Annotated in this window: 23 protein-coding genes and 3 tRNA genes; 16 read left to right on the plus strand and 10 right to left on the minus strand. The window is 62.4% G+C overall.

Annotation, left to right across the window (positions count from 1 at the left end):
• Positions 1 to 32 precede the first annotated feature (32 nt).
• From serS to RQ865_RS02670, 5 genes are all read left to right on the plus strand, one after another.
• A complete protein-coding gene (serS, locus tag RQ865_RS02650; protein WP_311477290.1) occupies positions 33 to 1,295 on the plus strand; it encodes a serine--tRNA ligase in 1,263 nt (420 codons plus the stop codon).
• Positions 1,296 to 1,299: 4 nt separating this feature from the next.
• Complete coding sequence (locus RQ865_RS02655; RefSeq protein ID WP_311477292.1) at positions 1,300 to 2,115, plus strand: HAD family hydrolase; 816 nt, start codon at positions 1,300 to 1,302, stop codon at positions 2,113 to 2,115.
• An 88-nt stretch (positions 2,116 to 2,203) separates the two neighbouring features.
• A tRNA-Ser gene (locus RQ865_RS02660) sits at positions 2,204 to 2,288 on the plus strand.
• 160 nt (positions 2,289 to 2,448) lie between these two features.
• Complete coding sequence (locus RQ865_RS02665) at positions 2,449 to 3,624, plus strand: LCP family protein (protein WP_311477293.1); 1,176 nt, start codon at positions 2,449 to 2,451, stop codon at positions 3,622 to 3,624.
• A 97-nt stretch (positions 3,625 to 3,721) separates the two neighbouring features.
• Positions 3,722 to 3,813, plus strand: a tRNA-Ser gene (locus RQ865_RS02670).
• Between the two features lie 466 nt (positions 3,814 to 4,279).
• Here the strand turns inward: RQ865_RS02670 and RQ865_RS02675 are convergent.
• Positions 4,280 to 4,714 (minus strand): ASCH domain-containing protein, encoded by a 435-nt coding sequence (locus RQ865_RS02675; RefSeq protein WP_311477296.1) that lies wholly within the window; start codon positions 4,712 to 4,714, stop codon positions 4,280 to 4,282.
• 34 nt (positions 4,715 to 4,748) lie between these two features.
• A complete protein-coding gene (locus RQ865_RS02680) occupies positions 4,749 to 6,023 on the minus strand; it encodes an MFS transporter (protein WP_311477298.1) in 1,275 nt (424 codons plus the stop codon).
• 93 nt (positions 6,024 to 6,116) lie between these two features.
• Between RQ865_RS02680 and RQ865_RS02685 the strand changes: the two genes are divergently transcribed.
• Positions 6,117 to 6,189: transfer RNA gene (locus RQ865_RS02685), tRNA-Arg, on the plus strand.
• 630 nt (positions 6,190 to 6,819) lie between these two features.
• Here RQ865_RS02685 and fabG read toward each other — a convergent pair.
• The 3 genes from fabG to RQ865_RS02700 all read right to left on the minus strand — a co-directional run bounded on the left by fabG (position 6,820) and on the right by RQ865_RS02700 (position 10,034).
• Positions 6,820 to 7,581 carry a 3-oxoacyl-ACP reductase FabG gene (fabG, locus tag RQ865_RS02690; RefSeq protein WP_311477300.1) on the minus strand — a complete coding sequence of 254 codons (762 nt, stop codon included), beginning with the start codon at positions 7,579 to 7,581 and terminating at the stop codon, positions 6,820 to 6,822.
• Between the two features lie 141 nt (positions 7,582 to 7,722).
• Positions 7,723 to 8,100, minus strand: coding sequence for a DUF3592 domain-containing protein (locus RQ865_RS02695; RefSeq protein ID WP_311477302.1), 378 nt, complete (start codon positions 8,098 to 8,100; stop codon positions 7,723 to 7,725).
• 407 nt (positions 8,101 to 8,507) lie between these two features.
• Complete coding sequence (locus tag RQ865_RS02700) at positions 8,508 to 10,034, minus strand: tetratricopeptide repeat protein (RefSeq protein ID WP_311477304.1); 1,527 nt, start codon at positions 10,032 to 10,034, stop codon at positions 8,508 to 8,510.
• Positions 10,035 to 10,124: 90 nt separating this feature from the next.
• Here RQ865_RS02700 and RQ865_RS02705 point away from each other — a divergent pair, with 90 nt between their 5' ends.
• The 5 genes from RQ865_RS02705 to RQ865_RS02725 all read left to right on the plus strand — a co-directional run bounded on the left by RQ865_RS02705 (position 10,125) and on the right by RQ865_RS02725 (position 15,764).
• The gene (locus RQ865_RS02705) at positions 10,125 to 11,504 is read left to right on the plus strand and encodes a hypothetical protein (RefSeq protein WP_311477306.1); all 1,380 of its coding nucleotides are present in this window, start codon (positions 10,125 to 10,127) and stop codon (positions 11,502 to 11,504) included.
• The gene (locus RQ865_RS02710) at positions 11,485 to 12,546 is read left to right on the plus strand and encodes a hypothetical protein (RefSeq protein ID WP_311477308.1); all 1,062 of its coding nucleotides are present in this window, start codon (positions 11,485 to 11,487) and stop codon (positions 12,544 to 12,546) included. The genes RQ865_RS02705 and RQ865_RS02710 overlap by 20 nt, the downstream gene beginning before the upstream one ends.
• 101 nt (positions 12,547 to 12,647) lie before the next feature.
• Positions 12,648 to 13,199, plus strand: a complete 552-nt coding sequence (locus tag RQ865_RS02715; protein ID WP_311477310.1) for a lipoprotein LpqH — start codon at positions 12,648 to 12,650, stop codon at positions 13,197 to 13,199.
• 123 nt (positions 13,200 to 13,322) lie between these two features.
• Positions 13,323 to 14,531 (plus strand): CHAT domain-containing protein, encoded by a 1,209-nt coding sequence (locus RQ865_RS02720; protein WP_311477312.1) that lies wholly within the window; start codon positions 13,323 to 13,325, stop codon positions 14,529 to 14,531.
• Between the two features lie 252 nt (positions 14,532 to 14,783).
• The gene (locus RQ865_RS02725) at positions 14,784 to 15,764 is read left to right on the plus strand and encodes a hypothetical protein (protein WP_311477315.1); all 981 of its coding nucleotides are present in this window, start codon (positions 14,784 to 14,786) and stop codon (positions 15,762 to 15,764) included.
• An 82-nt stretch (positions 15,765 to 15,846) separates the two neighbouring features.
• Here RQ865_RS02725 and RQ865_RS02730 read toward each other — a convergent pair whose 3' ends face one another.
• The 3 genes from RQ865_RS02730 to RQ865_RS02740 all read right to left on the minus strand — a co-directional run bounded on the left by RQ865_RS02730 (position 15,847) and on the right by RQ865_RS02740 (position 19,244).
• Complete coding sequence (locus RQ865_RS02730; protein WP_311477317.1) at positions 15,847 to 16,797, minus strand: hypothetical protein; 951 nt, start codon at positions 16,795 to 16,797, stop codon at positions 15,847 to 15,849.
• Between the two features lie 9 nt (positions 16,798 to 16,806).
• Positions 16,807 to 18,336, minus strand: a complete 1,530-nt coding sequence (locus tag RQ865_RS02735) for a sugar ABC transporter ATP-binding protein (protein WP_311477318.1) — start codon at positions 18,334 to 18,336, stop codon at positions 16,807 to 16,809.
• A gap of 212 nt (positions 18,337 to 18,548) precedes the next feature.
• Complete coding sequence (locus tag RQ865_RS02740; protein WP_311477320.1) at positions 18,549 to 19,244, minus strand: SDR family oxidoreductase; 696 nt, start codon at positions 19,242 to 19,244, stop codon at positions 18,549 to 18,551.
• Positions 19,245 to 19,311: 67 nt separating this feature from the next.
• Here RQ865_RS02740 and RQ865_RS02745 point away from each other — a divergent pair, with 67 nt between their 5' ends.
• Positions 19,312 to 19,680, plus strand: coding sequence for a DsrE family protein (locus RQ865_RS02745; protein WP_201518736.1), 369 nt, complete (start codon positions 19,312 to 19,314; stop codon positions 19,678 to 19,680).
• A gap of 145 nt (positions 19,681 to 19,825) precedes the next feature.
• Here RQ865_RS02745 and RQ865_RS02750 read toward each other — a convergent pair whose 3' ends face one another.
• A complete protein-coding gene (locus tag RQ865_RS02750) occupies positions 19,826 to 20,329 on the minus strand; it encodes a hypothetical protein (RefSeq protein ID WP_311477322.1) in 504 nt (167 codons plus the stop codon).
• A gap of 277 nt (positions 20,330 to 20,606) precedes the next feature.
• On the opposite strand from RQ865_RS02750, the gene RQ865_RS02755 reads away from it, so the two are divergent.
• Positions 20,607 to 21,878: an NAD(P)/FAD-dependent oxidoreductase gene (locus tag RQ865_RS02755; protein ID WP_311477325.1), complete on the plus strand. Its 1,272-nt coding sequence runs from the start codon at positions 20,607 to 20,609 to the stop codon at positions 21,876 to 21,878.
• On the opposite strand, the gene RQ865_RS02760 is transcribed toward RQ865_RS02755, so the two are convergent.
• Positions 21,864 to 22,781: a LysR substrate-binding domain-containing protein gene (locus tag RQ865_RS02760; protein WP_311477326.1), complete on the minus strand. Its 918-nt coding sequence runs from the start codon at positions 22,779 to 22,781 to the stop codon at positions 21,864 to 21,866. The genes RQ865_RS02755 and RQ865_RS02760 overlap by 15 nt on opposite strands.
• Before the next feature lie 150 nt (positions 22,782 to 22,931).
• Here RQ865_RS02760 and RQ865_RS02765 point away from each other — a divergent pair, with 150 nt between their 5' ends.
• Genes RQ865_RS02765 through RQ865_RS02775 form a run of 3 tightly spaced genes read left to right on the plus strand, consistent with a single transcriptional unit; the run spans position 22,932 to position 25,196 of the window.
• Positions 22,932 to 23,357 carry a RidA family protein gene (locus tag RQ865_RS02765; RefSeq protein WP_311477328.1) on the plus strand — a complete coding sequence of 142 codons (426 nt, stop codon included), beginning with the start codon at positions 22,932 to 22,934 and terminating at the stop codon, positions 23,355 to 23,357.
• Entirely contained in the window at positions 23,354 to 24,034 is a 681-nt protein-coding gene (locus RQ865_RS02770; protein ID WP_311477329.1) for a DUF1028 domain-containing protein, read from the plus strand. The genes RQ865_RS02765 and RQ865_RS02770 overlap by 4 nt, the downstream gene beginning before the upstream one ends.
• On the plus strand, positions 24,027 to 25,196 hold the full coding sequence (locus RQ865_RS02775; protein ID WP_311477331.1) for a M20 family metallopeptidase: 1,170 nt from the start codon (positions 24,027 to 24,029) through the stop codon (positions 25,194 to 25,196). The genes RQ865_RS02770 and RQ865_RS02775 overlap by 8 nt, the downstream gene beginning before the upstream one ends.

Consider the following 25,196-nt stretch of genomic DNA (forward strand, 5'->3'; position numbering starts at 1 on the left):
CGGCGATTCTACGCGCCAAGTACGATGGCCAGGTGATCGATGTTCAGATTCTGCGTGACCAGCCCGAAATTGTGCGTGCATCCCAGCGCGCGCGAGGCAACGACGAAGCGACGGTAGACGCCGCCCTGGCCGCCGATACTCGCCGACGCGAAGCGATTCGAAACTTCGAAACGCTGCGTGCCGAACAGAACGCGCGCTCGAAAACCATCGGCAAAGCCGCCAAAGAAGACCGCCCCGCCCTGCTTGCCGAGGTAAAAGAACTTTCTGAACAGGTCAAACAGGCACAGGCCGAAGTCGCAACTGCCGAGGCCGAATTCACCGACGCAGCCGCCCGCATCGAAAACCTCGTTGCCGACGGGGTGCCGGCAGGCGGCGAAGAAAACTTCACCGTGCTCAAAACCGTTGGTGAGCGCCCCAGCTTCGATTTCGCGCCGCGCGACCACCTCGAAATCGGTGAGCTCATCGGCGGCATCGACATGGCGCGCGGCGCCAAAGTGTCAGGGTCGCGATTCCATTTCCTACGCGGCATCGGGGCGCGACTCGAACTTGCCATCATGCAACTCGGGCTCAACAAAGCACTCGAAGAAGGCTTTGTGATGCTCACCCCGCCCACCCTCGTGAAGCCCGAAATTATGCAGGGCACCGGTTTCCTCGGCGAGCACGCCGACGAGGTGTACCTGCTCGAGCGCCAAAACCTCTACCTCACCGGCACCAGCGAGGTGGCGCTCGCGGGCTATCACGCCGACGAGATCATCGATGTGACCGAACCGCTGCGCTATGTGGGCTGGTCGACCTGCTACCGCTCCGAAGCCGGTTCGGCCGGTAAAGATACCCGCGGCATCATTCGGGTGCACCAGTTCAACAAGCTCGAAATGTTTGTTTACGCCCACCCCGAAATTGCGCAGGCCGAACACGAGCGGTTGCTGGGCTGGCAGGAGTGGATGATGAACGCGCTCGGGCTGCACTACCGCGTGATCGACACCGCGGCAGGAGATCTGGGCTCGTCGGCGGCTCGCAAATACGACGTTGAAGCGTGGGTACCAACACAACAAACCTTCCGCGAACTCACCTCGACCTCGAACTGCACGACGTTCCAGGCACGCCGCCTCAACACCCGCTACCGCAGCGAAAACGGTCGCACCCAGCCAGTAGCCACGCTGAACGGCACGCTCGCCACCACGCGCTGGCTGGTGGCGCTACTCGAAACACATCAGCGTGCCGACGGTTCGGTTGCGGTGCCCGAAGCACTGCGGCCCTACCTGGGTGGTCTGGAAGTAATCGAGCCGGAAGGGTAGTGCGATGACGACCAGGCGAATGCTGGTTGCCCTCGATATTGACGGCACGATTCTTGATTCGTCGGGTCGGATTCCCGACGAAACCCACCGCGAAGTGGCGCGCCTGCGCGACTCAGGCCACGAGGTGATGCTCGCCACCGGCCGCTCGCCATCCGACACTCTGCCCGTGGCAAAACGACTGGGCATCGCCCCCGACTACATCGTGTCGGCGAACGGCGCGATGACCCTCAAACGGGATGCATCCGGAAACTACCCGGCAGAATGGGTCGAAACCTTCGACCCCACCGAGACGCTACTCTCGCTGCGTTCGGTGCTCTCGCGCGCGAACTACGCGGTGGAAGGGCCTGACGGTGTGTTTCGCTACGCGGGCACCTTTCCCGCCGGATCGTTCGAGGCGCAGGGCAAGCAGGTGGAGTTTGACGAACTGCTGCACCAGCAGGTCACCCGTATGGTCGTCGTGTCGCTTGACCAGACCACCGAAGAGTTTCTCGCCCAGGTAGAACAGGTGGGCCTGCACTCGGTGAGCTACTCGGTGGGCTGGACCGCCTGGCTCGATATTGCCCCGTTCGGGGTCAACAAGGGGGTGGCGCTTGAGCGTGTGCGGCACACGCTCGACATCCCGCGCGAAGATGTGTTTGTGGCCGGTGACGGTCGCAACGATATTGAGATGCTCGCCTGGGCGAAAGCGGGCGGCGGCCGCGCCATTGTGATGGGTGAAGCGCCGCAGGAAGTGATCGACGCCGGCAACGAAATCGCCGCCGACTTCGACCATGACGGGCTCGCAAAGAAGCTCGCAAGCATCCCGAGCCTGCAAAGCTGAACTGCTAATTCTTGCAAGATCTCGGTTTTGTCACGAAACCTCGAGTAATATGAACGAATCGACTCGCGCGAACGAGTGTGAGCCGATTGGAGGGCTGTCCGAGCGGCCGATGGAGCTGGTCTTGAAAACCAGTGGGCAGCAATGTCCCGTGGGTTCGAATCCCACGCCCTCCGCACAGGCCAATAACAATCGCATCGAGGGAAGCGCCGCCGAGTGGAATCAGATTTCGATCGTGCAATAGCGCCCCGCCGCGCCCGCCGCGCTGCGACGATGGCCCGACACGGGCGACTGCGGCAGACCACTGCCGTGGGTTCGCTGTCAAAGGGAGTCGCGATGCTGTTGGGCACCGTGTTGGTTTCGGTGCTGATGTTTGGTGCGATTGTCTATGTCAACCTGAGATCGGGTGTCGAGACCTTCGAGCTAGCTGCTGGCCAGGAAGGCGATCACGGTAACGACCTCTCGGCGATCAAAGGCGGCGTGAACATCCTGCTCGTCGGCAGCGACGACCGCACTGGCCAGGGTGCCGAGTTCGGCGAGGGTTCTGAAGACGCCGAAGGCGTGCTCAATGACGTCACGATGCTGCTGCACCTGTCGGCAGATCACAAACATGCCACCGTCGTTTCTATCCCGCGTGACACGCTCGTCGACACCCCCGCCTGCGTGAGCGATCAGGGCGAAGAGATTCCCGAACAATACGGGGTGCAGTTCAACTCGCTGCTGGGCGCCGGGGGAATGAACTGCGTCATTACTGCCGTCGAAGACATGAGCGGGCTCGACATCCAGTTTGCGGCGATGGTGAAGTTCCGCGGCGTCATCGAGATGTCGAACGCGGTGGGTGGCGTCGAAGTGTGCGTTGAGCAGCCGATTGATGACCCCTACATTGGGCTCCAGCTGGATGCCGGCTATCACACGCTCCAGGGTGCGGATGCGCTGGCGTTTTTGCGCACCCGTCATGGCGTGGGCGACGGCAGCGACCTATCGCGCATCTCAAACCAGCAGGTGTTTCTTTCGGCACTGATGCGAACGCTCAAAAGCGGCGACACCCTCACCGACCCAACAAAGCTTTACGGAATCGCGCGCGCGGCAACTCAAAACATGGTGCTGTCGAGCAACCTGAACAATGTTGACGTGATGGTGCAGATCGCATTCGCGCTCTCGGAGGTGCCGCTCGACCAGATCAGCTTCGTGCAGCTACCCGTGGTCACCCCCGACTATGACCCCAACCGGGTGGTGCCCGACGAGTACGCGAGCGAAGCGCTCTGGAAACTGCTGCGTAACGACCAGTCACCGCTGGTCGCACCGGCTGGCACCGCGCCGTCCGCTGAACCTGACGGTACGAGCGATGACACCACCGACACCGACGAAGTGGTCACCGAACCCGAAGATCCGGCGACCGACAGCGAAGACCCGGCTACTGGCGGCGAAGAGACCACGCCCGCCCCGGCACCGACACTGACCGGGCAGACCGCCGATGACGTGCGCTGCTCAAACTCCGACTCGTTCTTCTAGCAGTGCGGCCTGTGCTCGCGCCCGTCGGGTGGGCGAGTGTGCCGCTGACCCGCCGGCTGCCCAATGACCGCGGGGAGCGTGTACACTAGGCAGGTCTGGACACGTGCGAGAGCGGCCGAATCGGCCACCCTGCTAAGGTGGAGTCCCGCGTTAGTGGGACCGTGGGTTCGAATCCCACCGTGTCCGCCAGACTCAAGCCCCCGACTTCGTTGCGATCATGCGGAAGTCGGGGGTTACTTGTTTCCCTTCTTACCCCCAAATGACCCTGCAACTGCCAAATGACCCTGTTATAGGAGGGTCATTTGGCACTAACAGGGTCACTTGGTGCACAGAATGGGCACGTGAACACAAAATGAGCACAATCCGCGCGGCGGTAGCCGCATCCCCTCCCCGCGCAGCCCCTTTATCGCCAAGTGACCCTGTAATTGCTAAGTGACCCTGTTATAGCAGGGCCATTTGGCAGTAACAGGGTCACTTGTGCACGCGATGAGGGTCAGAAGCGCTCGGCGCCGCCCTGACCGCCGTCGACGCCGCCCTGACCGCCCGCCGATCCCCAACTATCGCCAAATGACCCTGTAACTGCTGATTGACCCTGTTATAGGAGGGTCATTTGGCAATAACAGGGTCATTTGGTGAACAAAACGAGGCACCACACCTAATGCGGCTCAAAACGCTTGACCACCTCGAATGTGAAACACACGACGGGCGTGTTATCAGTGAGCGCCACCTCACCCACCTCTGCAACATATTCGGGTGATGTCCAGAAACGCTCGTGGCCGTCTCGCCACTCGGCAGCGTCGCGATAGCCCTCGCCCTCAGCAATGGCATGCGCATCACTCACATCGGCAAGTGGCATCACGCACACGCTTGTTGTCTGCGTGATGCATACCACTCGGTCGTGCGAATCGACTACCGCTTCAAACGTGCCGAACTCTGCCAGGGGGTTTTCACCCGGCTCGTACTCGGCCAGCAGACATGCGGTGGATGTCTTGGTGCCATCCAGAATCGCCGACACGAGCCGGTCACGCAGCCGACCCGGGAAGGCATACTCGCCGCGGCGAAGCTGCTCAACCGGTGGCAAATCAGGCATGCGGCGATTATAGGACGGGCCAGATGAACCGTGATTAGGCCTGCCGTGATGCGTGGGGCGGCAGCTTCTTGCGCGGCAGCACGATCACAGCCACCGTCGTAGCAATCACGAAAATTGTCACGATCATCCCAATCAGCGCCGGCCATCCGAGCGACTGGTAGAACAGGCCGCCCACAAAGCCGAACACACTCGAGCCAATGTAGTAGCTGAAGTTATACAGCGCGGTCGACTGTGCCCGGCCAATTTTGGGATGCGCACCGGCCCATCCGGATGCGGTGGAGTGCGCGCCAAAGAATGCGGCGGTAAACACGATCAGCGCGCCGATCGAAACAGCAAGCGACGGCACGAGCAGCAGCAGGAGCGCGGCCATGGCGATGGCGTCACTGATGAGCATCACGATCTTGCGGCCGTATTTGCCCGCCAATCGGCCGGCGATGGGCGACGAGAACGTCCCCGCCAGATAGGCCAGAAACACAAACGACGACACCCAAACCGGCAGCAGATAGGGTGGCGCGGTGAGGTGCGAACCGAGGTAGTTATAGAGCGCAACGAAACCACCCATCATCATGAATGGCTGCAGGTAGAGCGCCAGCAGCACGGGATCGGTGAGGTGGCGTGCCGAGTTGCGCAGCGTGCCAACGATCGACTGTCTGATCGTCACGCCCTGCGCCCCGATTGGTTGGAACCCGTGCGGTGATGGTGCCAGGATCACAAACAGTGTGGCGGTGAGCACCGACATTACCGAGATTGCGAGGAAGCCCGCTTGCCACGATCCAGTGAAATCACCGACCGGCCCCGAAATAATGCGACCCGAGAGGCCACCAACCGTGTTGCCGGCAATGAATGTACCAACCGCGGCGGCCGCATCCAACTGGTGAATTTCTTCGTTGATGTAGGCCATCGCCACTGCGGGTACGCCGCCGAGCGCGAATCCCTCGAGCAATCGCGCCGCGAGCGCCAGCTCGAAGGTGGGCATGAGGGTCACGATGATGCCGAGCACAGTGGCCGCGGTCACGGCGATGGTGATGGTGCGTTTACGGCCGATGCGGTCGGCGACCAGCGACCAGGGCACCGTTGCGAGGGCGAGCCCGCCGGTGCCCATTGAAACCATCAGTGATGATTCGGCGAGTGAAACCTCGAACGCCTGCGCGATCTGCGGCAGCACCGCCTGGGGGGCATAGAGCTGCGCGAAGGTGGCGATACCGGCTAGCAGCATCGCCAACTGGATGCGCAGATAGTGTCGCGAGCCGCGACGGTGTCCCAACCAGGTCGTACCTGTCTCAGAAAAGCCGGGGATCGTGTCACTCACGGGGTCTAATCTACTCCGCTGTCTGTGGCTTGCTTCCGCGTCAAAGTCTGTGCTAATTTAGCTAAGTCGCCCGCATGGCGGGAGATTTTAACTGCGCCCGTAGCTCAATGGATAGAGCATCTGACTACGGATCAGAAGGTTAGGGGTTCGAGTCCCTTCGGGCGCGCATCCGATGCCCCGGCACCATCATCAGGTGCCGGGGCAGTTTACGTTTTCCAGTGTTCAACTCCGCAGCAAGTGACCCTGTTATTGCTGAATGACCCTCCTATAGCAGGGCCATTTGGCAGTAACAGGGTCATTTGGTGACCGGGGTGGGGTGCCGGGTGGTGGGGTTGGGCTTGCGTTTGCGCCGGGATCAGGGTTGCTACGCTGCTTCTGCGCCCGCGTCCAGCTCGTCGCCTCCCGCATCCCACCTCATGCACTCTGCATCATCAGCAAATGACCCTGTTAGCAGGCAAGTGACCCTCCGGTAGCAGGGTCATTAGGCAATTGCAGGGTCATTTGTTGAGCGGGCGAGGCGAGGGAGCCGAGCGGGGTGCGGATCCTGGGATACGTCTGCATTTGCACCTGCAGCCCCCAGCTCGCCCGCTTTCTGCGCCTGCGCCCGTGCCTCGCGCCCGCGTCCAGCGCCCTGCGACCAGCAAGTGACCCTGTTATTGCTGGGTGACCCTCCTATAGCAGGGTCATTTGGCAGTAACAGGGTCACTTGCCGGGAGGCGCGGGAGGCGCGGGAGGCGTGGTTGGGAGGCGCGGGAAGCGCGGTGGGATGCACGCGGGCGCCGCGGGAGGCGTGCGGCTACATCGCTTCCAGCGCGTCGGGCCCTTCGGGGAGGATCTGGCCACCATCCACCACAATCGACTGCCCGGTCACATAGCGGGCACCATCGGAGGCGAGGAAGGCCACCGCCTCACCGATGTCTTTCGGCTCGCCGAGCATCCCCAGCGGCACTGCTTTCGCCATTTCGGCGAGGTAGTCGTCACCGAGCGCCTGCAAACCGGGTGTCACGATATTGCCGGGCAGCACCGCGTTGATCGTGATTTTGTCGCCGGCGAGCTCCATCGCGGCCGAGCGGATGAATCCCATCTGCGCCGCCTTCGTGGCACCGTAGTGCGCCCACCCCGGGTAGCCGGTGAAATTACCGGTGATCGACGAGGTCACCACTACGCGGCCACGGCCCGAGTCGCGTAGCGCCGCGGTTGCCGCCTGCACCACGTGGATTGTGCCCTTGACGTTCACATCGAAGATGAAGTCGATCTCGTCATCGTCTAGCTCAGCGAGCCGAGTCTGCGGGTACACCCCGGCGTTGGCGGCGAGCACCGAAAGGCCACCAAATTTGGTGACCACCTCGTCAACCACGCGCACGCAGGCGTCGCGGTCGCGCACATCCAGCACGTAGGCCTCAAAACCTGCGGCGCGCGCTTCGGCGCACTCTTCTTCGGTAAGTCCGGTCACGGCAACTTTGGCGCCGTGGGATGCGAGCACTTCAGAAATTCCTCGGCCGATTCCGGTGGTTCCTCCGGTCACCAGGGCGGTGCGGCCAGCAAGCAGTTCGGTCATCGTCACTCCTCGGGTTTGATTAATGGCGGGGTGAGAGCACCGTAACAATCGGAGTTGTCAGCAACTCGGTAGTGCAGCTGAATGCTGCTGCCAATAGCGGGGCTGGCGTCGAGCATCCCGATCAGCATCTCGAACCGACCGTTACCAGCCGAGGGCAGCGATCACCAGCATCACGGCACCGACGGCAATAAACACGCCTGCCCCGATCAAAAAAACTTTGATGTTGGCGGTTGAGAGCCTTGAATAATCATCGGGGTCGGCGAGCAGCGGCACCGATTCACCAATTTGGTAGGGATGCGATCTCGAGAAATTCGCGGTTGCCGTCTGCGTTCGACCCGAATTGTCGGTGAGCTCGAACACCGGTCGCCAGAGGATAGAGCCGTCGCCGGTGGTGTCTTTGAGGTTTGAAATGACCTCGCCAATAACCGGTTCCCAGCTGCGCAACCGCAAGAACCCAATAGCAAATATGATGCCGATACCGATCGAGAGCGCGCCGAGCGCAATCCAAAGCCAGGTCATTTATTCTCCCAATTCCATGATGCGCGGTTAGGAATTCGTGCCCGTTCACCAGGCAGGGTAATCCGCTTTGACTACTACCAATCACAGGTACGCGTTGCTGCTTTAGCATCCTTGAAACCTGGCATATTTGCCCGCCACCACACCATCACGCGTCAGGAGCAACTATGGGCCTTTGTCGGCGAAAAAGCGTACCGAAAAACCACAACGCTCACCGGAATATCTCGCACGCGGCCGAGATGAACCGCATCAACGATGCCGGGCCGTTTGCCCGTAACGGGCTCCGGTGGCGGGCGATTCAGGTGAGCTACAGCCCGCCAGCATCCGTTACCAGTGGATGCAGTTAATGACGACCTCGATTGGGCGCCCGGCAAGCCGGTGGTCGAGAACTCGGCCGAGCTCGGCGGCACCTACCAGGTCGGTATCGGCTCACGTTCGTCAATTGGTAGCCCATAGGTCGTGTTCGCATCGGCGAAGGCGGATGCAAGCACGACCTCACCCGGCGCAAACAGCAACGGCGGGGACGTCGTGGCCAGCAGTTCCGTCGAATGAGCGGCCGTTTCGCTACTGAATACGGCACCGCTGGCGCGCAGTTCGATCAGCTCGGCCACGATGCGCTTATTGCCGGTGCCGAATGCGAGTTGCGCGGCAACCTCGAACGCATCGCTGGCATATTGCGCGGCGTAGCTGCGGCGCTCGGCGGCCAGTGAACCGTCAAACATGCGGATGTGGAAGTACACGGCGGCACGGCTGGCACGATGCATTGCTGCCTCGAGCAGGGGCAGCGCGTAATAGTTGTCGGTTCCGTACCACTGGCTGATATAGCGCGCGTATTCGGTGTCGTTACCGGCCATGATGAGCGGCTGGCGGATGCGCGCCGCGAGTTCGTGAGCCTGTTCGAGATAGCTCAGGGAGGTGTTGTGATGATGTTGTTCGCCAGTCGACAGCGCCAGGTCTTGCTGGATCGTGGCGAGCTGCATCAGCGCGAACATTTCGCCGCTGGCATCGTGGATGCTGCGAGCGTGCGCCAGCGCCATTTCGGCTTCGCGCGTCGCGGTGTGATAGTCGGCTTCGGAGTGGTGGGCGATGGCGCGCACACTGGCGGCTGCGGTGAGGTGCGCGTAGTCGAGATGTTCGCCGTGTCGGACGATATGTTCGGAGTATTGCCGGTGGGCTTCAGTGCCGGCCCGCGTTTTGGCGCTGAACCCGTCGGGTGTGCGGTCGCGCTTGTTGCGCGCGAGCTCGATGTAGCTGCGCAATTGCAGCAATTGTGCGCGCAGATCAATATTTTCTGGCTTGCCCACCAGCAGGGCTTCGAGTCGGGCGAGGGATGCGGTGGATTCGTCGAGGAGCCCCAGCTGCGCTTGTGCTTGGGCAAGTCCCAGCACGGTGTCGGGCAGCAGGTCTGGCATCTCGCGGCTGGCATCCACGGCCTGCTGATAGTGCTGTACCGCTGCGGCATAGTTGCCGCGCATGATCTCGACCGCCCCCAGCGACATGTAGCTGGCAGCGACATGGTCGTTTGGCGAGAGCGTGTTGGGTGCGAGATCCATCGCTCGCTGGGCGTCGGCGGCGGCCCGGTCGAGATCGCTGCGGCGCTGGTAAACAGTGCAGCGGGCGATGTACACACCCCAGCGGTGGTCGTTGTTGCGGGCCGGGTTATCGCCGAGTTCGAGCTGCTGATCGAGCAGCGGCAGCACCTCGTTCAGGTGTTCGAGTGCGGCATCGGTGTTGCCCGCGTTGAGGGCGAGCCCCTGGCTGAACTGGTGGATGCGGATCGCCGCGTCATTGCGCGAAACCGTGTCGGTGCACTGCTGCGCGGCGCTGGTTGCCTCGTCGAAGTGCGCTCGCCAACCGGGATCGCCCGCGAACAGCTTTTGGGATGCGATCAGCAGCGTGTCGCGCACCCGGATGGCGGCGGCATCAAATTCGAGCATGCCTGCCAGTGTGGCAGAGCGAAGCGAAATCTAGCTGGCTTAAGATATTGGGCCAGTGGCGAAGCCGCACAAATATGGAGGCGAACACGAATGGACCGGTGCGCCCGCAGCGTGGCGATCAACCTGGCCTGGCGCGAGCTTGATATCAACGCCCCGGCGTTCACGAATCGTGAGGGGCGGGTGCTCGCGCGAGCGCTGAAGTGTCTGCTCGACCCGCTGGTGTTGCAGCCGCGCATCAACACTGAAATTGGCGCCGCGGTGATCGACGCCGAACAGCTGCCAAGGTTGAAAGAGTTGCTTGCCGCCGCGCAACCGCGACTCGAGGTGGCGTCGAGGTGGTACGACCTGCTGCGCGCACAGCGTCGCGCGCTCGGCATCACCGCCGGCAATGCTCAGGAGCTCTATTTCCCGCGCGCCTATGAGCTGGCCACCACCCTCGGCGCTCCCGGGGATGACGCTATCGAACACTGTCGCGAGATGCTCTCGGAGGTGCACGCGATCGGTGGCGATGCCGAACAGCTGCGCGCGGCCTTCAACGATCCCGAAACTCTTGCTGATCTGACCGCCGAGCTGCAGCAGCAGTGGGATGCGGCAGTGGGCCGATCGGTGCCACTGACCACCGACGAGATCGCCGTACTTGCCGGCGCTGCGCGGGATGCTCTCAGCGACCGCAATCGCGGCCGTGATGCGCGCCGCGGCTGGGCACTGCTGCGCGATGGCCACGCCACTGCGCTGGGGGAAGCGCTGCGGGTGCAGCGCGATGCGGCGGAATACTTCGCCCGGGCAGCCGAGAGTGACATCACACCGGATGCGCTGGCGCAGACCCTGCCACTGACCGCACCCGCGCTCGCGGACGCTCGCACAGAGACCACTGCACCAGACCAGACCATTGCACCAGACCGGCACGGCGCCCTCGACCGGCCGATTGAGGTGCGCACGCGCGCCGCCATCCGCCGTCTACAAGGAGCAGGATTTGCTGCCGATATCGAATTGCTCGATGACGAAATTGCGCGCAGCTGCCAGGCCTTTGGGATGCGCGATGCCGACCTGGCGGCCGCATTTGTTGCCGGGATGCTGGTGGCCGGCTGGGTGCATCCGCTTGCTGCCGCGACGCATCCCGGAGCGCCGCGGGCTCTGCATCCGGTCATTTCCCGCGCTCGCAATGAGGCGTATGTGCTCTATTTGCGCCGCGCCCTACACGCCGGGCATGCCGTGCATCCCGAACAAGAGCCGGTGGTTGCCGACCTGCGCGATTTTTCGCGGCACTATTTGCGGCGATTGTGGACGCGGCTGCACGGCCGTGATGTACTCGGCCTCGGCCTCGATGTCGAGGCTGAAGCGTTTGAACTTTTGGCGGGTGTCGTGCGGTCGACCCTGCACGATCAGCGGCAGCGGATGCGCCGAGCGCTCGAACAATTTGGCGGCTGGGATGACGACGAGGAGCGGAACGATGCAACTATTGCGGCGTGATTTTGACGGCCTCGAGCAGCTCATTAACCCGGCCGACGCGCCACTCGGCGGCCGTGCAGAGCGGCTCGGCGTGGAGCTACCCGGAGCGCTACTGGAGTGGTCACTGACGGCGCCACCGAGTGCGCTGCCGGTGATTACGCTGCGAGATGCCGATGAAGTCGATTGGTTCTGGCAGGTTTTTGGGCAGGATGCGCATCTGGCACTCCTCGAGGGCGCGGCGCAGATCGAGGTCACGCCCGCTCATGACCGGCTCGTGCAATTGCAATGCCTTGGCCGAGCACTGTGGGCGCGCGCGTGGTGGCCGGCAAGTGAGCGCGAGGGCATCCCGGCGCTGGATGACACCGTGCTGGCGGCCGAAATCGTCACCCTGATTGCGAGCCTCGATGAGTTGGCCGGTGACACTCTCGATGGCGAGCTCGAAATTGTGCGAGCGGCCCACTCTCGGGATGACTATGCCGCGCTGCTCGCCGCCGAAGACCCGGCCGTGCGCGGCCTCGGCGAGCGACTTTTTGCAGTTTTCGAGTGGGAACTGCCGGCTGAGGTGCCCGAGCTCGCGCGGCGGGCCGACTACGCGCTCGCGGCTTCGGGCACGCAAACAACCGCGGCGGATGCGCTCGCGAGCGGCACTGCGCCGCTGGAGTGGCAGCGCGTGCCGGCACGTATTTTTGAAGCGAGCGAGAACGCAATCCACTGGTCGGTGGATGCGCGCCCCGATCCCGTGCTGCACGTGCTGGTAGATCTGCTGCCGGGCGCCGATGCGAGCAGTATTGCGGTGGCCGCGACACTGCTCGACAAACCCGACTCGAAGGTCAGTGAGTCACTGGATGCGGGCGGTGCGGCCGATCTGCCGCTACCGCTGAGTGCCGCGGAAGTCTGGTCGCAGAACTGGGATGCGCTGCGCATCCGGGTGGGCGCCGCGGGTGACGGTGATGAGGATGCGGCGGTGCGTGATCGCGTGCGTGCTTACGCACGGTCGCGGCTTATGGATGATGATGCGCTCTCGCTTGCGGCCGAGCGCCAGGCGGCGGCCGAAGATTTTTAGAACTTTTTGCCGCGAAACTCGTGATCGGTAGGGAATTGGCCGAAATACCTTGAGTGCAACAGAACTCAACGGGGGTTCTGCACAAGGAAAGGGAAACCAAAATGATCCGTAAGACCACCTTCTCGCTCGCAGCAGTTGCACTCCTCGGCATCACCGCCCTCACCGGTTGTGCAGCGACGGGTGAGGCAGAGACCGAAAACAGTGTCGGAGAAACAGAGGCAGTTAACGAGGCGGGCACCGATAACGGTGCCTCGGACGAGGGTGCCGACGTGAGCGGTAGCGGCGCCATGGGAGGCTCGTTCACGCTCAAGGTGTCGGGCACCGACATCACTCTTGACGACCCGATCGTGGCCTGCCAGGAGCAGGGCGGCCAGTACGCTCTGGGTGTGGCTTCACAGAGCGCTTCAGCAGCGGATGCAGCCGGCTTCGGCGCGGTGCTCAGCGGCACTGACAACCCCACTGTCGTGTCGGTGGCTGTTGTTGACGCGGATGGTCGCGCCGTCGCCTACGCCGAGGGTGCCGGCATGGGCTCGGCTGATGTCAAGGTTGATGGCAAGACCTACACCATCACGGGCACCGGCATCATCAGCGACCTCAACAACCCGACCTCGATGGAGGAAGCCGACTTCGAGTTCAGCGTCACCTGCCCGTAGGCGGCGAGTTGCGCGACACTTCATGGAACGGGGTGGTGCGGGGTCAAGGTAAGCCTTCGGCCCCGCGCCACATTGCCACGAGAACGGCGTGCAACCAGACATAGTGACGAGAAAGGACTGGCAATGTCACGGACACTCTTGGTGAAGTTCACCGAGACCGACAACCTGTATTGGTCGTGGCGTTGGCAAGACACCCCCGGTGAAGTCGAAGCCGGAAGGCTCAAGCCCGAGTTCGTTGCAGGTTTGCGGCAGGCGCTCGCGCATTTTTTGCCCGAACCGCACGGGGATGAAGACGGGGATGCAGCGCTGAAACGAGCACTGACCGAGAGCTTGCTGGCAACCCCAGACGGCTCGCTACAGCTCGGCCAGGCGCTCGGGCAAGCACTGTTTGCCGCCGAAATGGTTGAGCAACTGCGTGCCGAACGCGACCGCGGCTCGCGACCGCGGCTACGCATCCAGCCCTCGCCCACCGCGGCGCGAGTGCCGTGGGCGCTCGTGCGCATCGGGCCCGAACTTGAGCCACTGATTTCACTTGTCAATCTCGAATTTGCACCGCCGGCCGCGCTCACGGTCTCGGCGCGGACCCCGAATCACCGGGGCAAGACCGTGGTCGCGGTGATCGATCCGCGAGTGCCCGGTGCCGCACCAACTTCGGCGCTCGGATCGGTGCTCGGGCGTCCTGCAGAAAACGATCCCCTGGCGCAGCTGCTGCGTCACGGCGCGCTGCTGCGCCCCGAAGCTGAAAACTATTTGGGCCTCGCGCGGCGACGCGATCTTGATCGCGCCTGGCTGCGCGAACAATTGGCGGATGCGGCCCGGTTTTTGTATGTCGGTCACGCCACCAGCGGTGAAACCGCGGATGCGGGTGCCAGCGCGGCACTGCACCTCGCCGGTGCCGCCCCACATGTGCCGGTAACCGCGGCGGAGCTGGTGCGCGATGGGTGGCAGCTGCCGCCCCGCTGCGCGCTCATCGCCTGCGGCTCGGCCAATGAACTACGCGACCTCGAGCCGATGGGGCTCACGCTCGCGGCACTGAACTGCGGTGCTGAGCTCGTCACTGCTACTTCGTGGCGGCTGCCAACCGACGCCGCAATCGCATTCTTTGGCGAGACGGCCGCCGACCGGCAGCCGCTTCGCGAATTGGTGTTGGCAGTTGATACCGCACACGAATTTGATGAGCCGGTGCTGGCACTTGCCGACTGGCAGCGCGAGCGGCTGCGAGCCTGGGAAGCATCCGGGTCGATCGCCGACACTCCGCTCGTGTGGGCAGCGGCAGTGAGCTATGCCCGCGGTGGCCGAGCCAAACAAACGGAAAAAATGACCCGGTTGTAAATAACTGGGGGTTCACACGCAACTGATAAAGGTAAAAATATGTTTGCCGTGATATTCGGGCTGGTGCAAGCTGCTTTTGTTGGGGCCATGCTCACCTATGCGCTGATTGCAGTCGCAGAAGGCCAGTGGCATCTCGTGGGCCTGGGCGCCATAGTCTGCTTCGTCGGAGTAGCAGTGTTCGTTTTGATAGTCGGAATATTCGAGAGCACTGCAAGTCGGAAGCGATATTTCTTCATTAGACAACAGCGGCGCATGGCACCGGCGGTTGTCACCGGTTTGAAACGCATCACCAGCGACGATAACGGCAAGAACACCTACCGGATTTCCGCGACTGTCTACCCACCCGATATGCCTCCGTATCGCGCCCAGTTTGAAGAGGACCTCGACCCGATCGCTGACGCCGGGGTGTGGCAGCGCGGCATGGTGATTCAGGTACAGCTAGTGAATATTGACAGCGGCGGTGTCATCAAAGTTCGCGTTCTGGATACATCGGTGATTCCCGAAGGCAGCCCCAAGCCGAAGCCCTGGGAGCAGGTGCGTCGTGACTATATCGAGGGCGATGCGCCCGGTTATCGGGGGCCCAGGGTTGAGGGTATGAGGTCGGCCGGTTGGCGATCGATCGAAATGCCGGAGCGGTCAAAACTGCGCTCGCTGCTGCGACCTGCGCTGCGGATTGGTCTCATCGCGGGGATCGCGATTATGGTGCTGCTGTGCCTGGGGTCGATTACCAACACGATTGAGCGCGTGCAGCGGGGCGAGCTAAGCACGACAGTGTATGAATCTTCGGTGATTGCTCGGGCTGGCACGCAAGACATTCTCGACCGGTCGGGTAGCGACAAGTTCTATGCGATCTTTTTGAACGACAACAATCTCAGTGCCTATGTGCAAAGTGAGCGTCTCGAAAAAGTTGAGGATTGGCGATTGAGCCGCGACGAACCCTTCCTGCCCGGCAAATTTGGGAAGTGGACCGATATGACCGTCTCCGACTACAACGAGCCGTTCCACGGCGCCGAATTCGGCATTGATGATGTGCGCTGGGAGAACCTGCCCAAGGTCGTGAGCGACGCGCGCGAGGTTTGTAAGCGTGACTACCCGGCGGCCGACCTCGATTTTCAACAGGTGCTGATTTCGGTCAAGAACGATCAACTGCAGTTCGAATACCGCGGAAGCCTCACGACCAGTGAGAGCTGCTATCTCAGCTACACGATGGCTGGGAAGCCGATCGGTCGCTAGCGACGCGCAACGCCTGCGAACCCGGAAATGTGCAACTGCCTCGCCTTGGGAGGGGCGAGGCAGTTGGTAATCGAGTGCGGTACTAGACCGAAACCTGCTTGGCAATCTGTTTGAGCTTGTGGCGAGCCAGTGCCAGGTTGGCCTTGCTGCGGTCGAGCACGAGGTAGATGAACAGACCTGCGGTGCCCTCGGAAGCGAGGATGTTGATCAGGTGGTACTGCGAGTTCAACGTGATCATGATGTCTTCAATCTGACCGGTGAGACCGATGTCGCGCATGGTGTTCATCTTTGCGCGAACCACGTTCGAGTTACCGGCAGCTGCGACGCTGAGGTCGAAGCCCGGTGCGCCACCGAATGCGAGCGCCATGCCCGAGTCGATGTCGACGATTGCGGCGCCGCTCGCCCCATCAATGGTGAGCAGCTCGTTTACAGTCTGGTCAAGTTGTGCCATTGGCGATATCCCTTCTTTTGTTGCGCCAGCACCGTCGATTGCTTCGGTGCTCGGTGATTCCGCGTCCGGATGCCCGGAGGCGGAGCTTGGTGTGACAGAGTCTTCGAACTCCGTCAAATCGTCGAAAGCTGCCGCAAACGCGATGTCTGCGCTGCTTGGTTCGCTCTCTTCGCTGCCGATGCGGTGACCGTCGGGGACACGCAGCTCGGGACGCCGGCCCGACTCACCAATGGGGAGTTCGTCAACAAATGTTTCGCCAACGTGTCGAGCGACCTCACGCGAGCGGTCACGGGGACGCGGATTGGTCGCCGCGATCGTGACTGGCTCGCGCACTGTGTTTGGTATTTCTTCGAACGAACCCGCCAAAGCGACCGGTTCAGGGGCCGGTGGTTGCTGCTGTTCGGTCACGTGGTCGTGCTGCGTGGGTGGCTGCTCCTCGGTTGCGCTGGCCTGCTCGTGAGCGCTTGCCGCGGCTGGCTGCGTGCCACCAAGTTCTTCCGATGCCGTGGACGGTTGCTGCAGCGCAGAACCCTGATCGGTCGATTCTTCGTCGCGTTTGAACCAGTTAAAGAACCCAGCCATCGTTGCCGCCTAGCTGTTATGGTCGTTTGGTGCTGCCGCGCGGCGACCGGTTGTCCCCGATTTCCATTGACTGCCGAGCGCAATCATAACCAGCATGTCTTCGGTAAGTCCCGTGTTCGGATAAATGTCTACGAGCTCGCCGTCGCGCATGATCGCTACCCGGTTCGAATGGTCGAGCACCTCGGTCATATCGCTCGAGATGAGCACGACCCCACCGCCACGAGCGGTGATTTCATTGATCATCTCGTACACCACTTCTCGCGAGGCGGCGTCGACGCCACGGGTTGGGTGGTTGAGCACCACAACCTCAGCGTCGATTTGCAGCCATTTGGCGAGGGCAACTTTTTGCTGGTCACCACCCGAGAGGTTGCCGACCGATTCGTGCGGCCCGATTGCGCTGATATCGAGGCGCTGCATCGTCGCCACTACCTCGCGGAAACGCCGCGCTTCTTCAGCGAACGACGCACCCTCCATGGGCTGCATGGTGGCACTGGCCATGGTGTCGTCCTTGGTGATGCCGCGGGCGTCGTCTTCGTCGTGCAGATAGGCGATGCCGTTTGCCGTCGCATCCTGCGGTGATTGGATACTGAGCTCTTGTCCGTTGAGCCGCAGCACCCCCGAGGTGGCGACGTTGATACCGCCGATGGCGGCACCGAGTTCTGAGTGTCCGGAGCGGCGCATGCCGGTAACCCCAAGAACTTCGCCGCGGTGAACGGTCAGCGAGATGGGCTTGACGCCATCGGCCGTAAGGTTCTCGATTTGAAGCAGTGGCTGCGGGTTCTGCAGCTGTGGGGGCCGTTCGACGGGCGCGAATTCGCGCATGAAAATGGCGTAGGCGATGCCCGCTGCACCACCCGATTCGCTCGGTTCTAGCTCGGCGAAAATTCGTCCCTCACGCATGACAACGATGCGGTCGCTGAGCGACTGAACCTCATCGAGGCGGTGCGAAATGTAGATGCCCGAACGGCCCTGTTTCGTCAGCCGGTTGGTGATCGTGTGCAGCACCGAGATCTCGAGGTCGTTCGAAACCGCGGTGATCTCATCAAGCAACAGCAGCTGCGACTCTTCGAACGAGAGTCGCAGCAATCGCACGCAAACCTGCTCGGCACGCGCCAGGTCGCCGAGCCGCGCGGTGGCGTCGATGTCGATGCCGTCGGCACGCAACAGTTCTTGGGCCAGCTGCACCCGGTCTTCATAGGATGCGGTTGCCTGGAACGAGGTGGCGAAAATCTCATCGGCCACAGTGAGGTCGGGGTCGACCGTGAAGTCTTGCGGAATCGAACTGACTCCAGCCGCCAGCGCTGCTTCGCGTGAGTCGGGGTTGTAGGGATCTCCGTCGAGGGTCATCGTGCCTGCATCGGCGCCGTACGCGCCACCGATCACATTGAGCAGTGTCGACTTTCCGGCACCGTTTTGCCCCACCAGGCCGATGATCTCACCGCGACCGATGTCGAGGTTGATGTCGATGAGTGCATTCTTGGAGCCGTGACGCTTTTCGAGACCTCGAGTTGAAAAGAGGATGGAGTCCGGGTCGAGCATGTTTGATGAAGCTACCTTTCAAGACTGGCCGCACTTACGAGTCAGACAAACTTCGTCATCCAGACCAACGGTCAGCTTGGATTCTCTAAAAACGACAGAGTTCGATATTTGAATATTAGCCTACGCCGCGCATCGTGACGCTCAGCAGTTAGTCGGAATGCCTGGTCGGAGCAAAATTGTCGCCATTTTGTAACCTGCGCAGGTGTGGGTCGCTAGCGGACTGCGCGCGGACGGATTGCGAGATCGGTGATCTGCACCTCGGCTGGCGCTGCCACCGCGAAGCGCACCGCGGTGGCAACTGTCGCCGGCTGAATATAGCGATCGGGTGTGTAGTCGCCGCCGATACCGTCCTGTAACTCCACCTGCATCGGGGTGTCCACCTGGCCGGGCAAGATTGTCGCCACCCGAATCGCATCCGGTTCTACCTCGAGTCGCAGCGAATCGGCCAAGCCCTTGAGTGCGTGCTTGGTGGCGACATACGCCGACATTTGTCGCGCGGGACGAATCGAAACTCCCGACCCGATGAACACCACGGTGCCCTTGGATGCGCGCAGCAGCGGCAGCGCCAGGCGCGTGAGTGCCGCCGGTGCGATCACATTGGTGGCCAGCTGGCGCTGCCACTCGGCGGTGTCAGTGTCGGCGAACCAGCCGGGTGTGCCCACCGCGGCCGAGTGCACCAGCGCATCCAGCCGCGGCAGCTGCGACACGAGCTCGTGGACGGCCCCGCCCTCGGCAAACACCGCGGCATCACTGAGGTCGGCCGAAAGTGTCGTGTTGGCGCCGCAGTTTGCGAGCCGCTCGGTATCTCGCCCCAGCCCGATGATCTCGTGTGTGGTGGCGAGCTCGGCCACAATAGCGCGGCCGATACCGCTGCTGGCGCCAGTGACAAGTGCGACGGGTTTCGACATGCTCAGCAGCCTAGGCGTGCAAGCTTTGCAAGCGCTGGATGGCGAACCGGGGCGTAGGATGGTGCATATGACTGAATCGGTAGCAGGCGCCACTCGCGGCATTGTGATCCACATCAACTCGGATGATCCGGCGCGGTTGTTCGGTGCGTACCAGTCGGGTGCCAACGCCATCAAGGTGCTCGGCGACGATGTGCAGGTGAACATCGTTGCGCAGGGCGGGTGCGTGACCGGCGCGACCCACTCATACGCCGGGTCGAGTGAGCTTGAAAACGCCCTCGCCGATAACTCGAATGTGCACATCTATCTGTGTGCGCTCGCCGTGCGTGCGCGTGAGATCGCCAAGGATGACCTGATCAGCGATATCAAGCTCGCACCCACTGCCACCGCGCTGTGCGCCCAGCGGCAGTTTGAGGGATGGGCGTACGTGCGGCCATAGCTGCACGCTTTGTACATCGCGTTGGCGGGCCGTGTTCGGGTAAGGCGCTCTGTCAGGTGCGAAACGCCTCCGCCCCGCTTAAGCTGCCTCCGCCTGGCTCGGCTGCCTCCTCCCTGCGTAAGGAAAATTGTTTCCTGACCTCAATTCAGGAAGGAGTTTTGTTTCCTGGCTGCAAAACCGCAGTTTCAGGCCTGTTTTCGGCTCTCAACGACGTTTTTGCAGCCAAAATTCTGATCGCAGGAAACAAAAATCCGCAGACTGGCGCAGGGTTGGCGCGGGCGACTTCATCTCGCAAATACCGCAGCTCTTCTGGGGCGATCTCGCCAGCCTGAGTAGCGAGGTCGAGGTCGTCTTGTGCATCCTCAAACGCGTACGGTTGCCAGGTAGTAAGGCCGATGCCTTCAAAAACCCACGCAGCGGGAGCTTCACTGTCGTCAACGGGTGCGAGCTTGTTACAAGCCCGCAGGTATTCGGTGCAGTCAGCCACGCCCAGTTGAGACAGGTTCTTGCCGTTGAGCTCTACTTCGACACCGTCGGTGTGCGGATTCGTGTGGAACTCAACACCCGTGCGTCCGAGATGCACCTGTACCGATGCGCAAGCAAACGTCAGGCAACGTTCCTCAACCTGGAGCTCAGGTTCGCCAAGCACCGCACACACCGCTGACCGGTCATCGCCAAATCGGACTATTCCGTTGCCGAGCGGGTCGCGAAGCCGGCCGCAGAGCCCCGGCAACTCCGGCAGCACTTCACTCGAAAGCGCACCAGTGCATCACCAAACTGGATGCAATGGTGCGCAAACAACTATTTGCTAGATGCATTTGTGCTGCGGTTGGCTGATCTTGCACGTAGACAGCTGCCGCCACACACAACGCGCTGTGCAATGAAGCCAGTGCAATCGTGCGGCAGCGAGAGAACGGAGATCATCTATGCCGCACGAAAGCACCGAAGTCGTTGTGGTGGGGGCGGGCCAGTCTGGCCTCGCGATGAGTGAACATCTCACCAACGCCGGTATCGCGCATCTGGTTCTTGAAAAAAACACGGTTGCGCACTGCTGGCGCAATGTGCGGTGGGATTCGCTCGTCACCAACGGGCCGGCCTGGCACGACCGCTTCCCAACCCGCGAGTTCACGAGCGTCGGCCCGGATGAGTTCGCCACGAAAGACCAGGTAGCCGACTATCTCGAAGCGTTTGCGCAGCAGATTCACGCGCCAGTGCGTGAACGGGTTGAGGTGACGCGCGTTACCAAGCGTGAACACGAGCGCGGGTTCCGGGTTGAAACCTCCGACGGCACCATTGACGCCAATTTCGTGGTTGCCGCGACCGGCCCATTTCAGCAGCCGGCGATTCCGCCCATCGTGCCGCAGAACGATCAGTTCCTGCAGCTGCACTCAAATCAGTACCGGAATCCCGAACAGCTCCCGCCCGGGTCGGTGCTCGTTGTCGGGGCCGGAAGTTCGGGCGTGCAGATTGCCGCCGAGCTCAATGCGTCCGGCCGCAACACCTATCTGGCCGTAGGCCCGCACGATCGTCCGCCGCGGCGCTATCGAGACCACGACTTTGTGTACTGGCTCGGCGTGCTGGGTAAGTGGGAGATGGCAACCCCTGCAGTGGGTGCCGAGCACGTCACCATCGCCGTGAGCGGTGCAGCTGGCGGCCACACCGTTGATTTTCGCCAGCTCGCGTATGACGGCATCACGCTGCTGGGCCGCGCCGAATCGTGTGCCGGCAACGTCATGCACTTCGCCAATGACCTCGCACGCAACATCCGCAACGGTGATGCCAACTACCTGAGCCTGCTCGACGAAGCAGATGCCTATATCGCCGAGAACGGTCTTGATTTCCCCGAAGAGCCCGCAGCGCGCGAGATCCTGCCCGACCCCGAATGCGTTACGCATCCAATTCGCGAGCTCGACCTCGGCGAAGCCGGGATTTCTACCATCATCTGGGCCACCGGATTCCGGGTCGACTATTCGTGGCTGCCAGCCCGCGCGGTGGATGCGCAGGGGCGGCCGCTCCAGCAGCGCGGGGTGTCGGTCGAGCCGGGGATCTACTTCGTCGGCCTGCCCTGGCAGTCGCGTCGAGGGTCGAGCTTCATCTGGGGCTGCTGGCACGACGCCAAATATGTTGCCGACCAGATCACTATCCAGCGCGGATATGCGAACTATCGTCCCGCGCTCAACAAACTAGCCGGCGTCTGATTCTTCGAGCACCTGTCGAACAATCTCGACGAAAGCACGGCTGCGTGCAGTCGGGCGGGTCTGCCGCAGCTGCACGAGCGCGAGTCGAAGCGATGGCACCTCGTCGGCGATCTCGAGTGCGATTGCGCGCGGGCCCGCACAGGTGGTGTCGAAGGCCGGTCGCTGGTTGAGGATGGAATATCCCATACCCGAGGCGACCATGGAGCGCAGCGCCTCAAAGTTGGGTGTTTTGTAGCGAACCTGCGGGGTGCCGCCAGCGGCCCGGATGAGCGTGACAAAGTACTCGCGGCTATCGGGCAGATCGAGCAGTACGAGTGGTTCATCCACCAGTTCAGAAAGGTGCACGCGCTTGCGCTTTGCGAAGCGGCTTGTTTCGGCAACGATGACGTATGGGCGAACTGCGCCAAGTGGTGCCGTCACGATGTCTTCTGCCGCGCTGAACTCGTAGGTGATGGCAACTTCGGCGCGACCGGTGCGCAGATCGGCCAGGTTCTGTTCGTGATCACCACCAAATACTTCCAGGCTCAGTTCGGGATGCTCGCGTGCGATATGGCCCATCACCCGCAGCAGGATGGTGGGGGTGATCGTGTCGAATACCGCCACGCGCAGAGTGCCGCGAAGCGAGGCGGCATCGGCCTGGATGGCATCGATCATCGAGTCGAGGTGATCAAACAGCAGGAATGTCTCTTGCTGCAGCCGCTCACCTGCGGGGGTGAGCACCAAACCCTTGGCGTGGCGGCGAATGAACAGCGAGGTGCCCAGTGCGCGTTCAAGCTGCGTAATCGAACTCGACACCGCCGATTGGGCGACATGCAGCTCTTGGCTGGCTGCCGTCATATTCAGGGTGCGGGCGCAGGCGGCGAAATAACCGAGCTGTGCCAGGGTGATCGAGAACCGGGCCACGCTGCCTCCATCTTCTAATCAGATCGTGCTTATAGCGGTTTTCTATTTTACAGATGCACTGCCGGTTCGTTGAATGGACACACGCTCCCGCGCTCTCAACGCAGACAGCCGCGGGCTGACAGGCACACACGGATATCCAGGAGGGCGACGATGCCAACACACACCCGAATCCGCACCTTCAACACCAAAGACACCTACCCAGAACAGAACCTCGATAACGACCTCTGCCAGGCCGTCGTGGCCAATGGCGTGGTCTACCTGCGAGGTCAGATCGGGCAAGACCTCGAAACCCGCGAATCCGTTGGCATCGGCGACCCGGTCGCACAAACCGAGCAGGCAATGGCCAATATCAAGCTGCTGCTCGAAGAGGCCGGCAGCCGGCTCGAAGACATCGTCAAAGTCACCGTCTACATCATCGACCCCAGGTACCGCGAAGACGTGTACCGCACCATGGGCAAATGGCTTCGCGGCGTGTATCCAGTCTCGACCGGCATCGTCGTGCAGGCACTCGCGCGCCCCGAATGGCTCGTTGAAATCGATGCGACAGCGGTGATCAGCGAAGGAGCCGAATCATGACCTTCTCGCTGCTGCTTCGCGACCCAGAAACCGGCGAGTTCGGCTCAGCAATCTCGTCATCGTCGCCCGCAGTTGCGGCGCGCTGCGTCAACCTCGCCGACGGCGTGGGCGGCGCACACTCGCAAAACGTCACCGACCCGCGGCTGGGTGCGCTGCTGCTCGACAAACTCAAAGCGGGCCACAGCGCCTCGGCCGCAATAGCCGCGGTCGCCGAATCGGCCGACCCAGAAACCATCCAATTCCGGCAGCTTCTGGCAATCGACGCCGCCGGCGACACCGCCGTCTACTCCGGCCCGCGAGCGCTCGGCACCTTCGGTGCAGCACAACGGGTAAACGCGGTTGCAGCCGGCAATATGCTCGCGTCACTCGAAGTGCTTGACGCACTGGTTGATGCCGCACTCGCCGCTGACGGGCCAATCGAACGTCGGCTGATTGCCGGGATGCGGGCAGCGGTCGCAGCCGGTGGGGAAGAGGGGCCGCTCCACTCGGCAGGGATCGCAGTGGTGGGCGATGCCGGCTGGCGCGTCACCGACCTGCGTGTTGACTGGGCAGATGACGACCCGGTTGCAGCGCTTGCCGAACTCACCGAGCTGTGGCTTCCGCAGCGCGACGACTACGTTACCCGCGGGCACGACCCGCGCTCGGCACCATCGTATGGGGTGCCCGGAGATGACTGACCTCGATAGCGATAAGCGCCGCATCGCGAACCGTTTTGACCGGGTGCGCGACGAAGTTGTGGCACTCTCACGTGACCTTCACGCGCATCCCGAAACCGCCTGGGAAGAAACCCGGTCGTCAGCCGCAGTCGCCGAACTGCTGCGGCGCCACGGGTTCACCGTCGAACAGCCCTACTGCGCACTGCCCACCGCATTTCGCGCCCGCTTCGGAACCGGCGAACGCTTCACCGTCGGGTTTCTCGCCGAATACGATGCCCTGCCCGGTCTCGGGCACGCCTGCGGACACAACCTCATCGCAGCCATGTCGGCCGGCGCCGGGCTGGCACTCACCGAGGTGGCCGACGCAGCCGGCATCGCCATTGAAGTGATCGGCACGCCCGCAGAAGAAGGCGGTGGCGGCAAAATTGAGCTGCTCGAGCGCGGCGCGTTCACCAACCTCGATTTCGTCTGTATGGCGCATCCCGCACCGGTAGACGTTGCCGAAGCCCGACCATATGCAGTGACCCACTGGCACATCGCCTACGAAGGCACCGCGGCACATGCGGCCGCCTACCCCGATCGCGGAGTGAACGCCAACGACGCGTTTCTGGTGGCGCAGGTGGCGCTCGCGGCGCTGCGGCAACAGTTGCCCGCCGGTGTGCGGGTGCACGGCATCCAAACCCGCGGCGGAGAGGCTCCGAACGCCATCCCCGAACGCACTGAAGGGCGCTGGTACGTTCGCGCCGAATCGATGGCGCAACTGCGCAAACTCGAACAGCGCGTCGAAAACTGCTTCAAAGCGGGGGCACTGGCTACCGGCGCCAAACTCACGATCACACACGAGAGTAAGCGCTACTCAGAAATGCGCACCGACCAAGAAGCGCTCGAGTGCTACCGGCAAAATGCCATTGCGCTAGGCCGCAACTTCGACGTCGATCCACTCGCCGCGACGATGGCCCGGGCCTCAACAGATATGGGCAATGTGTCACAGGTCGTCAACGCCATCCACCCCTATATCGGTGTGGGTGGTAGCGCGAGCAATCACCAGCCCGAGTTCGCCGACGCCTGCATCGGCCCCAGAGCCGAACAAACGCTTCGCGACGGTGCGCTTGGGCTTGCCTACACCGCTTTCGACATCGCGCAACGTCGCGCTGGTCGGCACGAATCCACTCGGGAGTATTGA

Origin of the sequence: uncultured Gulosibacter sp., assembly GCF_963509965.1 — a bacterium.
GTDB lineage: Bacteria > Actinomycetota > Actinomycetes > Actinomycetales > Microbacteriaceae > Gulosibacter.

What these genes read in the sequence shown, in the direction of transcription:
- RQ865_RS02695 (WP_311477302.1), bottom strand. Translation starts at nt 8,100, where the DNA reads ATGACCTGGCTTTGGATTGCGCTCGGCGCGCTCTCGATCGGTATCGGC.
- RQ865_RS02725 (WP_311477315.1), top strand. Translation starts at nt 14,784, where the DNA reads ATGGCACCGGCGGTTGTCACCGGTTTGAAACGCATCACCAGCGACGAT.
- fabG (WP_311477300.1), bottom strand. Translation starts at nt 7,581, where the DNA reads ATGACCGAACTGCTTGCTGGCCGCACCGCCCTGGTGACCGGAGGAACC.
- RQ865_RS02765 (WP_311477328.1), top strand. Translation starts at nt 22,932, where the DNA reads ATGCCAACACACACCCGAATCCGCACCTTCAACACCAAAGACACCTAC.
- RQ865_RS02745 (WP_201518736.1), top strand. Translation starts at nt 19,312, where the DNA reads ATGACTGAATCGGTAGCAGGCGCCACTCGCGGCATTGTGATCCACATC.
- RQ865_RS02740 (WP_311477320.1), bottom strand. Translation starts at nt 19,244, where the DNA reads ATGTCGAAACCCGTCGCACTTGTCACTGGCGCCAGCAGCGGTATCGGC.
- RQ865_RS02735 (WP_311477318.1), bottom strand. Translation starts at nt 18,336, where the DNA reads ATGCTCGACCCGGACTCCATCCTCTTTTCAACTCGAGGTCTCGAAAAG.
- RQ865_RS02770 (WP_311477329.1), top strand. Translation starts at nt 23,354, where the DNA reads ATGACCTTCTCGCTGCTGCTTCGCGACCCAGAAACCGGCGAGTTCGGC.
- RQ865_RS02720 (WP_311477312.1), top strand. Translation starts at nt 13,323, where the DNA reads ATGTCACGGACACTCTTGGTGAAGTTCACCGAGACCGACAACCTGTAT.
- RQ865_RS02715 (WP_311477310.1), top strand. Translation starts at nt 12,648, where the DNA reads ATGATCCGTAAGACCACCTTCTCGCTCGCAGCAGTTGCACTCCTCGGC.
- RQ865_RS02710 (WP_311477308.1), top strand. Translation starts at nt 11,485, where the DNA reads ATGCAACTATTGCGGCGTGATTTTGACGGCCTCGAGCAGCTCATTAAC.
- RQ865_RS02665 (WP_311477293.1), top strand. Translation starts at nt 2,449, where the DNA reads ATGCTGTTGGGCACCGTGTTGGTTTCGGTGCTGATGTTTGGTGCGATT.
- RQ865_RS02730 (WP_311477317.1), bottom strand. Translation starts at nt 16,797, where the DNA reads ATGGCTGGGTTCTTTAACTGGTTCAAACGCGACGAAGAATCGACCGAT.
- RQ865_RS02705 (WP_311477306.1), top strand. Translation starts at nt 10,125, where the DNA reads ATGGACCGGTGCGCCCGCAGCGTGGCGATCAACCTGGCCTGGCGCGAG.
- RQ865_RS02775 (WP_311477331.1), top strand. Translation starts at nt 24,027, where the DNA reads ATGACTGACCTCGATAGCGATAAGCGCCGCATCGCGAACCGTTTTGAC.
- RQ865_RS02755 (WP_311477325.1), top strand. Translation starts at nt 20,607, where the DNA reads ATGCCGCACGAAAGCACCGAAGTCGTTGTGGTGGGGGCGGGCCAGTCT.
- RQ865_RS02700 (WP_311477304.1), bottom strand. Translation starts at nt 10,034, where the DNA reads ATGCTCGAATTTGATGCCGCCGCCATCCGGGTGCGCGACACGCTGCTG.
- RQ865_RS02655 (WP_311477292.1), top strand. Translation starts at nt 1,300, where the DNA reads ATGACGACCAGGCGAATGCTGGTTGCCCTCGATATTGACGGCACGATT.
- RQ865_RS02675 (WP_311477296.1), bottom strand. Translation starts at nt 4,714, where the DNA reads ATGCCTGATTTGCCACCGGTTGAGCAGCTTCGCCGCGGCGAGTATGCC.